2 protein-coding genes and 1 pseudogene are annotated in these 3,439 nt (G+C 61.8%); all 3 read left to right on the plus strand.

Features of this window, described 5'->3' with window-relative positions; translation table 11 throughout:
• Nucleotides 1-19 precede the first annotated feature (19 nt).
• Nucleotides 20-1,471 (plus strand): annotated as a pseudogene (locus ACFE0K_RS04120) (carboxyl transferase domain-containing protein); the annotation flags it as partial.
• Between the two features lie 40 nt (nucleotides 1,472-1,511).
• Nucleotides 1,512-2,285, plus strand: coding sequence for an enoyl-CoA hydratase/isomerase family protein (locus ACFE0K_RS04125; RefSeq protein WP_434534853.1), 774 nt, complete (start codon nucleotides 1,512-1,514; stop codon nucleotides 2,283-2,285).
• Nucleotides 2,286-2,380: 95 nt separating this feature from the next.
• Nucleotides 2,381-3,439: acetyl-CoA carboxylase biotin carboxylase subunit (locus tag ACFE0K_RS04130; RefSeq protein ID WP_434534854.1), on the plus strand; the 1,059-nt coding region annotated here is incomplete at its 3' end.

A 3,439-nucleotide genomic window follows, 5' to 3' on the forward strand; every position in this document is an offset into this window, starting at 1 on the left:
GCGGCTGCGCGAATGACGCAAACTGCCTGTGCGCGAGCGGACCAATCTGCTCTTGGACCCGGGCTCACCGTTCCGGCAGATTTCCGCCCTGGCCGACGAAGGACTCTGTGGTGAAGACGTTACGGCAGCGGGCTGTGTCAGTGGCATCGGTCAAATCCACGGCGTGGAATGCATGATCGTCGCCAACGACCCTTCGGTAAAAGGCGGCAGCTACTACCCACTGACCGTGAAGAAACACCTGCGCGCCCAGGCCATTGCCGCCGAAAACCGTCTGCCCTGTGTCTATCTGGTGGATTCCGGCGGCGCCAACCTGCCCCGTCAGGACGAAGTTTTCCCGGACCGGGATCACTTCGGCCGCATCTTCTTCAACATGGCCAACATGTCCGCCCGGGGCATTCCCCAGATCAGTGTGGTGCTCGGCTCCTGCACTGCTGGTGGCGCCTACGTACCGGCCATGGCCGACGAAGTGATCATGGTGAAGGAACAGGCCACCATCTTTCTGGCCGGCCCACCACTGGTGAAGGCCGCCACCGGCGAGGTGGTCACCGCCGAAGAGCTGGGCGGCGCGAACATGCACTGCGAGCAATCCGGCGTGGCCGACCATCTGGCCGACGACGAACCCCATGCTCTGGAGCTGACACGCCGTTCCATCGCGCACCTGAACTGGCATAAATCGGATCAGGTAAACCGTCAACCGGTCCGCCCGCCGGCCTACGATCCCAGCGAGCTATACGGCGTCATCCCCACCACTACCCGCCAGCCCATGCCGGCGCGGGAACTGATTGCCCGTATGGTAGACGGCTCCGAACTGGATGAATTCAAGGCTCGCTACGGCACCACCCTGGTGTGCGGCTTTGCCCATATCCACGGCTACCCGGTGGGCATTCTCGCCAACGACGGCGTGCTCTACTCCGAATCTGCCCAGAAAGGCGCGCACTTTATCGAGCTGTGCAACCAGCGAAAGATTCCGCTGCTGTTCCTGCAGAACATCACCGGTTTCATGGTGGGCAAGAAATACGAATCCGAAGGTATCGCCAAGCACGGTGCCAAAATGGTCAACGCCGTGGCCTGTGCCAGCGTCCCCAAATTCACCGTAATCACCGGTGGCAGCTTCGGTGCCGGCAATTACGGCATGTGCGGGCGCGCCTACGATCCGCGCTTCATGTTCATGTGGCCCAATGCCCGTATTTGCGTGATGGGTGGAGAGCAGGCTGCCAGTGTGCTCACCCAGGTGAAGCAGGCCTCGCTGAAGAAGAAGGGTCAGCAATGGAGTGACGAGGAAGCAACCGCGTTCCAGGCAGACATGACCGAGCGCTACGAAGAGATGGCGCAACCCTGGTATGCCAGCGCACGACTGTGGGACGACGGGGTGATTGACCCCACCGATACTCGCGATGTCCTGGGACTCGCGATCTCCGCCAGCCTCAATGCTCCCATTGAAGAGACACGCTACGGCGTGTTCCGGATGTGATTCTGGTTGGACGTCCGCCCCCCAAAACCTGGAGCAGGATATGAGCGTAGCAATACAAATTGAAGGTTCGGTGGCCAGAATCACCCTGGATAACCCGGACAAACGCAACGCCTTCGACGATACCATTATTGCGTTGCTGACCGAGGCCTTTGAGAAAACAGGCAGCGATGACAGTGTGCGCGTTGTGGTGTTGCAGGCCGCCGGCAAACATTTTTCTGCCGGCGCAGATCTCAACTGGATGCGCGCCATGGGCAAGCTGGATGCGCAGCAGAACCGCGACGATGCACTGAAACTGGCGCGACTGATGCAGGCCATCGACCAGTGCCCCAAGCCGGTCATCGCCCGGGTGCAGGGCGCCGCCTTCGGAGGCGCTCTGGGCCTGATCTGCGCCGCCGACATGGCGGTGGCAGCGGACAATGCCCGCTTTTGCCTCAGCGAAGTAAAGCTGGGCATCGTACCGGCAGTGATCAGCCCCTATGTGGTCCGCGCCATGGGCGCCCGCCAGGCCAATCGCTATTTTATGACCGCCGAGGTCATTCCTGCCAGCAAGGCGGTCGCGCTTGGGCTTGCCCATGAAGTGGTACCGGAAAGCGAACTGGATGAGGCAGTCAACAGCCTCATCACCGCCCTGCTCAGCGCCGGCCCCCAAGCCCAGATCGAAGCCCGCAACCTGATCGCCCGCGTCAGCGATGGCTCTATCGATCAGAGCATGCTCAACGACACCGCCGACCTGATCGCCAGGCTGCGTACCGGCGAAGAAGGCCAGGAAGGACTCAGTGCCTTTCTTGAAAAACGCACAGCGAACTGGATCTGACCCACTATCCGTAGGCGCGTCGCTGGCAGCGTGGCAACCCACGCCGCAATCGCGCGACCAGCAACGCTCCTACGGCAGGACAAAGGCAATAACACATGGCACAGATAAAAAAACTCCTGATCGCCAACCGTGGCGAAATTGCCCGGCGTATTATCCGTACCTGCCGCCAGCAAGGCATTGCCACCGTGGCGGTCTACTCGGAAGCGGATGCCACCCTGCCCCATGTGCGTGAAGCCGATCAGGCGGTCTGCCTGGGCCCGGCACCAGCGCGGGAAAGCTACCTGGTGATCGACAAGGTCATCGCCGCCGCCAGAGATACCGGCGCCGATGCCATTCACCCGGGTTACGGGTTCCTGTCAGAGAACACTGCCTTTGCCGCCGCCTGTGAAAACGCCGGCATCATTTTTGTCGGCCCCAATGCCCGCGCCATCGAGGTCATGGGCGACAAGGCCGCCGCCCGGCAATTGATGGCGACCAGTGGCGTACCGGTATTGCCCGGTTTCGATGAAGAAGGCGCCAGTGATGATGACCTGATTCGTGCCAGTGAGCAGGTGGGTTTTCCGCTTCTGATCAAGGCGGTGGCCGGCGGGGGTGGCAAGGGCATGCGTGTGGTCAACAACGCCAACGAGTTTTCCGAAGCGCTGGCGGCGGCACGCCGCGAAGCCCGCGGTGCCTTCGGCGATGACCGGGTACTGCTGGAGCGCTATCTGCCCACGGCTCGCCATGTGGAAGTGCAGGTATTCGCCGACAATCACGGCAACGCCGTACACCTTTTCGAGCGCGACTGTTCGGTGCAGCGCCGCCATCAGAAAATCATCGAGGAAGCACCGGCACCAGGACTGGACGAGGCCACCCGGGACGCCTTTGGCAACGCCGCTGTTCAGGCCGCCACGGCCATTGATTATCGCGGTTCCGGACCCGTCGAGTTTCTGTACGGACCCGATGGCCAGTTCTACTTCATGGAAATGAACACTCGCCTGCAGGTCGAGCACCCGGTGACGGAAATGATTACCGGCGAAGACCTGGTTGCCTGGCAGCTCGCAGTCGCCGCCGGCGAAACGCTGCCCAAAGCGACGCATCAGAACGAGCGTCAAGGCCACGCCCTGGAAGGGCGCCCGTACGCGGAAAATCCGGAGCAGGGATTCCTTACCTCC

Source organism: Alcanivorax sp. (assembly GCF_051117345.1).
In the GTDB taxonomy this organism is placed as follows: Bacteria; Pseudomonadota; Gammaproteobacteria; order Pseudomonadales; family Alcanivoracaceae; genus Alcanivorax.

What these genes read in the sequence shown, in the direction of transcription:
- ACFE0K_RS04125 (WP_434534853.1), top strand. Translation starts at nt 1,512, where the DNA reads ATGAGCGTAGCAATACAAATTGAAGGTTCGGTGGCCAGAATCACCCTG.